The organism is Streptococcus mitis (assembly GCF_005844455.1).
Taxonomy (GTDB): domain Bacteria; phylum Bacillota; class Bacilli; order Lactobacillales; family Streptococcaceae; genus Streptococcus; species Streptococcus mitis_BF.
Map to the genome: position 1 here is coordinate 22,856 of NZ_SPGF01000024.1, position 6,303 is coordinate 29,158.

Genomic DNA, 6,303 nt, shown 5'->3' on the forward strand with positions numbered 1-6,303 from the left:
TACAATGAAGAGTGAGATTTTAAGTTAGAAATGAGACTGATTTATATGAGAAAATTTAACAGCCATTCGATTCCGATTCGGCTTAATTTATTGTTTTCAATCGTCATTTTACTCTTTATGACCATTATTGGTCGTTTGTTGTATATGCAGGTTTTGAACAAGGATTTTTACGAAAAAAAGCTAGCCTCAGCTAGTCAGACCAAGGTCACAACCAGTTCTGCCCGTGGGGAAATCTATGATGCTAGTGGAAAACCTTTGGTAGAAAATACTTTAAAGCAGGTTGTTTCCTTTACGCGAAGTAATAAAATGACGGCTAAAGATCTGAAAGAAATCGCTAGTCAGTTACTGAAATATGTAAGCATCAGTTCGCCAAATTTGACAGAACGCCAGCTGGCTGATTACTATTTGGCTGATCCTGAAATCTATAAAAAAACGGTGGAGGCTCTCCCAAGTGAGAAACGCTTGGATTCAGATGGCAATCGCCTATCCGAATCAGAACTGTATAACAATGCGGTCGATAGCGTTCAAACGAGTCAACTAAACTATACAGAGGATGAAAAGAAAGAAATCTATCTTTTTAGTCAGTTAAATGCCGTTGGAAACTTTGCGACAGGAACCATTGTTACAGATGCCTTGACAGATACCCAGATTGCTTTGATTGCCTCTGCTTCGAAACAATTACCCGGCGTTAGTATTTCAACTTCGTGGGATCGAAAAGTTCTAGAGACTTCCCTTTCTTCTATAGTAGGAAGTGTATCCAGTGAAAAAGCTGGTCTCCCAGCGGAAGAAGCAGATGCTTATCTTAAAAAAGGTTATTCTCTAAATGACCGTGTGGGGACCTCTTATCTAGAAAAGCAATACGAGGAAACTTTGCAAGGTAAACGCTCAGTGAAGGAAATTCATCTAGATAAGTACGGTAACATGGAAAGTGTCGAAAATATCGAAGATGGTACTAAAGGGAATAATATTAAACTGACCATTGATTTGGCCTTCCAAGATAGCGTGGATGCTTTGCTGAAAAGTTATTTCAATTCAGAGTTGGGAAATGGTGGGGCCAAGTATTCTGAAGGTGTGTATGCAGTCGCCCTTAATCCAAAAACAGGTGCTGTGTTATCCATGTCAGGGATCAAACATGACCTGAAAACGGGAGAGTTGACGCCTGATTCCTTGGGAACGGTAACCAATGTCTTTGTCCCAGGTTCGGTTGTCAAAGCAGCGACCATCAGCTCTGGTTGGGAAAATGGAGTCTTGTCAGGGAACCAGACCTTGACAGACCAGTCCATTGTCTTCCAAGGTTCAGCTCCAATTAATTCTTGGTATACTGCCTTTTCTGGACCAATGCCGATTACGGCAGTTCAAGCTCTAGAGTATTCATCCAATACTTATATGGTCCAAACAGCCTTAGGTCTTATGGGGCAGACCTATCAACCCAATATGTTTGTCGGTACCAGCAATCTAGAGTCTGCTATGGGGAAATTGCGTTCAACCTTTGGCGAATATGGCTTGGGGTCTGCGACCGGGATTGACCTACCAGATGAATCTACTGGATTTATTCCCAAAGACTATGATTTTGCCAATTACATCACCAATGCTTTTGGGCAGTTTGATAACTATACGCCGATGCAATTAGCTCAGTATGTGGCAACTATTGCAAATGATGGTGTTCGTGTGGCTCCTCGTATTGTTGAAGGCATTTATGGTAATAATGATAAGGGAGGACTGGGTGACTTGATTCAGCAACTGCAACCGACAGAGATGAATAAGGTCAATATATCCGACTCTGATATGAGCATCTTGCACCAAGGTTTTTATCAGGTTGCCCATGGAACTAGTGGGTTGACCACTGGCCGTGCCTTTTCAAATGGTGCCTTGGTATCCATTAGCGGAAAAACGGGGACAGCCGAAAGCTATGTGGCAGATGGTCAGCAAGCAACCAATACCAATGCGGTGGCCTATGCCCCATCTGATAATCCCCAAATCGCTGTGGCAGTGGTCTTTCCTCATAATACCAATCTAACAAATGGTGTAGGACCTTCCATTGCACGTGACATTATCAATCTGTATCAAAAATACCATCCAATGAACTAGAAAGGAAATTATGCTTTATCCAACACCCATTGCCAAGCTGATTGACAGTTATTCTAAGTTACCAGGTATCGGGATTAAGACGGCTACGCGTCTGGCCTTTTATACGATTGGGATGTCTGATGATGATGTCAATGAATTTGCAAAAAGTCTCCTTTCTGCTAAGAGAGAATTGACCTACTGTTCAATTTGTGGACGTTTGACAGACGACGATCCTTGCTCTATCTGTACCGATCCGACTCGTGACCAGACAACGATTTTGGTGCTAGAGGATAGTCGGGATGTGGCAGCCATGGAAAATATCCAAGAATACCATGGACTCTATCATGTCCTGCATGGCCTCATTTCCCCTATGAATGGTATTAGTCCAGATGATATCAATCTCAAGAGTCTCATGACTCGTCTTATGGATAGTGAGGTTTCAGAAGTGATTGTAGCAACCAATGCTACAGCAGATGGGGAAGCGACTTCTATGTATCTTTCGCGTCTGCTCAAGCCAGCTGGGATAAAGGTCACTCGCCTGGCGAGAGGTCTCGCTGTCGGAGCGGATATCGAGTATGCGGACGAAGTGACCCTCTTACGGGCTATTGAAAATCGAACAGAGTTGTAAGTGTAGACAAATTTACGGACTTCATTCATTTATAAAAAATCAAGGAGGCTGAAAATCGTTGATATCGGCCTTTTTTGTATAGTGTGATGAGTAGTGTCAGGTTCAAGTTTTAAAAAAACAAGCAAATATGATATACTAAAGAGCGAGTATTCTAGTAGAATTAGGACAAATAATATGAAACAAACGATTATTCTTTTATATGGTGGACGGAGTGCGGAACGCGAAGTCTCTGTCCTTTCAGCTGAAAGTGTCATGCGTGCGGTCAACTACGACCGTTTCACAGTCAAGACTTTCTTCATCAGCCAGTCAGGTGACTTTATCAAAACACAAGAATTTAGCCAGACTCCAGGTCAAGAGGATCGTCTCATGACCAATGCGACTATTGACTGGGACAAGAAAATAGCGCCAAGTGCCATCTACGAAGAAGGTGCAGTGGTCTTTCCAGTTCTTCACGGTCCGATGGGAGAAGATGGCTCTGTTCAAGGATTCTTGGAAGTTTTGAAAATGCCCTATGTCGGATGCAATATCTTGTCATCAAGCCTTGCCATGGACAAAATTACGACCAAGCGTGTTTTAGAATCTGTAGGGATTGCTCAAGTTCCTTATGTGGCCATCGTCGAAGGTGATGATGTGACTGCTAAAATCGCTGAAGTTGAAGAAAAATTGACTTATCCAGTCTTCACAAAGCCGTCCAATATGGGTTCCAGTGTCGGTATTTCTAAGTCTGAAAACCAAGAGGAACTCCGCCAAGCTTTGGAGCTTGCCTTCCAATATGACAGCCGTGTCTTGGTAGAGCAAGGGGTGAATGCTCGTGAAATTGAGGTTGGTCTCTTGGGGAACTACGATGTGAAGAGCACGCTGCCAGGAGAAGTTGTCAAGGATGTTGCCTTCTACGACTATGACGCCAAGTATATTGATAACAAGATTACTATGGATATTCCAGCCAAGATCAGTGATGATGTAGTAGCTGTCATGCGTCAAAATGCAGAAACGGCCTTTCGTGCGATTGGTGGCCTCGGTCTCTCTCGTTGCGATTTCTTCTATACAGATAAGGGAGAGATTTTCCTAAATGAGCTCAATACCATGCCAGGTTTCACCCAGTGGTCTATGTACCCACTACTTTGGGACAATATGGGAATCAGCTACCCAGACCTGATCGAGCGTTTGGTTGACCTTGCCAAGGAAAGTTTTGACAAGCGCGAAGCGCATTTGCTATAAAAATGAAAGAGAGGGTAGAAGCCAGAACCATCACTGTAAGGTGATTAGAGTTCTCGGGCTTCAACCCTTTTTAAAGGAGTAGAAATGAAACTTACAATTCACGAAGTTGCTCAAGCTGTTGGAGCGAAAAATGATGTTAGCCTCTTTGAGGACATCCAGTTAGAAAAGGCTGAGTTTGACAGTCGTTTGATTGGGACTGGAGATTTATTTGTGCCGCTCAAAGGTGCGCGTGATGGTCATGACTTTATCGAAACAGCCTTTGAAAATGGTGCAGCAGTAACCCTGTCTGAGAAAGAGGTCGCAAATCATCCTCACATTCTAGTAGACGATGTGTTGACAGCCTTTCAAACCCTAGCAGCCTACTATCTTGAGAAAACGTCTGTTGATGTCTTTGCTGTTACAGGTTCGAATGGTAAGACGACGACCAAGGATATGTTGGCTCACTTGCTATCAACAACCTACAAAACCTACAAAACACAAGGCAATTATAATAACGAGATTGGTCTTCCTTACACAGTTCTCCATATGCCTGAGGAGACAGAAAAGTTGGTTTTGGAGATGGGGCAGGATCACTTGGGAGATATTCATCTCTTGTCTGAATTGGCTCATCCAAAAACAGCCATTGTGACCTTGGTTGGAGAAGCACATTTGGCCTTTTTCAAAGACCGTTCGGAAATTGCCAAAGGAAAAATGCAAATTGCAGATGGTATGGTATCGGGTTCTTTGCTTTTGGCACCAGCTGACCCGATTGTAGAGGCCTATTTGCCAACAGATAAAAAGGTAGTCCGTTTTGGGCAAGGAGCAGAGCTGGAAATAACAGACTTGATTGAGCGCAAGGATAGTCTGACATTTAAGGCTAATTTTTTGGAACAAGCCCTTGATTTGCCAGTGACAGGTAAGTACAATGCCACCAATGCTATGATTGCATCCTATGTTGCCTTGCAAGAAGGAGTGACTGAGGAACAAATTCGTCAGGCCTTCCAGAACCTAGAATTGACTCGAAATCGTACCGAGTGGAAGAAAGCAGCCAATGGAGCAGATATCTTATCAGATGTGTATAATGCCAATCCAACTGCTATGAAGCTGATTTTAGAGACTTTTTCGGCCATTCCAGCAAACGAAGGAGGCAAGAAAATTGCTGTTCTAGCAGACATGAAGGAACTTGGTGACCAGTCTGTTCAACTCCATAATCAGATGATTTTGAGCCTCTCGCCAGATGTACTGGATACCGTTATTTTTTATGGAGAAGATATCGCAGAATTGGCCCAACTTGCCAGTCAAATGTTCCCAATTGGCCACGTTTACTACTTCAAAAAAACAGCCGACGAGGACCAATTTGAAGACCTAGTTAAGCAGGTTAAGGAAAGCCTCAGTGCCAATGACCAAATCCTGCTCAAAGGCTCTAACTCTATGAATCTAGCCAAGTTGGTAGAAAGTTTAGAAAATGAAGACAAGTGATTTTGTCAAGTATTTGCAAAGAATGATTGCCATTACAGATACTGGATTAACCTTTACAAAAGATCCGTTTGACCGTGAGCGCTACGAAGACTTGCGAGGCCTTTTATCTGAAATGTTGAATCAAGCATCATACCTTGATGCCGAAGAAGTGGCAGAAGTCTTGAAGCCAACTTCCGCTTATGCGACTCCTTTAATGGACGTCCGTGCTTGGATTGTTGAGGACGAAAAGATTTGTCTGGTTAGGGGACAAGGAGAGAATGATTGGGCTTTACCAGGTGGCTTTGATGAAGTCGGCTATTCTCCAACCGAAAATATTCTCAAGGAAATTGAAGAAGAAACTGGCTTTAAAGCCAAAGTTGAAAGACTGCTAGCTGTTTTTGATACCAATCGTTTCCAACTACAGAGTAAACAATATGCAAAGTTTGTTTTTGAATGTAAGTTTCTCGATGGACAATTCCAAGAAAATCAAGAAATTGCAGACCTTCAATTTTTTGCCATTGACCACCTGCCAGCCTTATCTGAAAAACGCATTACCAAGGAGCAAATAGAGATTCTTTGGCAGGTTTATAAAGGCCAGAGGGAACAATATCTTGACTAATACTCATCAAAAATCTATTATGGACAAATCCATTTTCTGTGAACAATCTTCCTCAGGCATTCTATTTCCAAATTTTGAATCACTGTTTCTAACTTCAAAATGACTTCTTCTAAAGATTTGAAGGCCTTGTTTTTGAATCCACGCTTTCGTATCTCTGCCCAAACTTGCTCAATGGGATTCATTTCTGGAGTGTAGGGAGGAATAAATGTACACGTGATATTTTCTGGCAACTCCAAAGCCTGAGACTTGTGCCAGGTGCATTATCCATGACCAAAATCAGATAATCATCCGAATAATAGGCGGATAATTGCTGTAAAAATTCGTTCATCCAAGC

General features: G+C 42.5%; 5 protein-coding genes and 1 pseudogene. 5 read left to right on the forward strand and 1 reads right to left on the reverse strand.

Annotation, left to right across the window (positions count from 1 at the left end; genetic code table 11):
- Positions 1–30: 30 nt before the first annotated feature.
- The 5 genes from pbp2b to FGQ53_RS05975 all read left to right on the forward strand — a co-directional run bounded on the left by pbp2b (position 31) and on the right by FGQ53_RS05975 (position 5,969).
- On the forward strand, positions 31–2,088 hold the full coding sequence (gene pbp2b / locus FGQ53_RS05955) for a penicillin-binding protein 2B (protein WP_138336680.1): 2,058 nt from the start codon (positions 31–33) through the stop codon (positions 2,086–2,088).
- A gap of 10 nt (positions 2,089–2,098) precedes the next feature.
- Entirely contained in the window at positions 2,099–2,695 is a 597-nt protein-coding gene (recR, locus tag FGQ53_RS05960; protein ID WP_125398771.1) for a recombination mediator RecR, read from the forward strand.
- A gap of 174 nt (positions 2,696–2,869) precedes the next feature.
- Positions 2,870–3,913, forward strand: a complete 1,044-nt coding sequence (locus FGQ53_RS05965; protein WP_138336683.1) for a D-alanine--D-alanine ligase — start codon at positions 2,870–2,872, stop codon at positions 3,911–3,913.
- An 84-nt stretch (positions 3,914–3,997) separates the two neighbouring features.
- On the forward strand, positions 3,998–5,371 hold the full coding sequence (locus FGQ53_RS05970) for a UDP-N-acetylmuramoyl-tripeptide--D-alanyl-D-alanine ligase (protein WP_138336685.1): 1,374 nt from the start codon (positions 3,998–4,000) through the stop codon (positions 5,369–5,371).
- Positions 5,358–5,969: an NUDIX hydrolase gene (locus tag FGQ53_RS05975; protein WP_138336688.1), complete on the forward strand. Its 612-nt coding sequence runs from the start codon at positions 5,358–5,360 to the stop codon at positions 5,967–5,969. Before FGQ53_RS05970 ends, FGQ53_RS05975 begins: the two co-directional genes overlap by 14 nt.
- Positions 5,970–5,986: 17 nt before the next feature.
- Here FGQ53_RS05975 and FGQ53_RS05980 read toward each other — a convergent pair.
- Positions 5,987–6,303, reverse strand: a pseudogene (locus FGQ53_RS05980) (transposase); the annotation flags it as partial.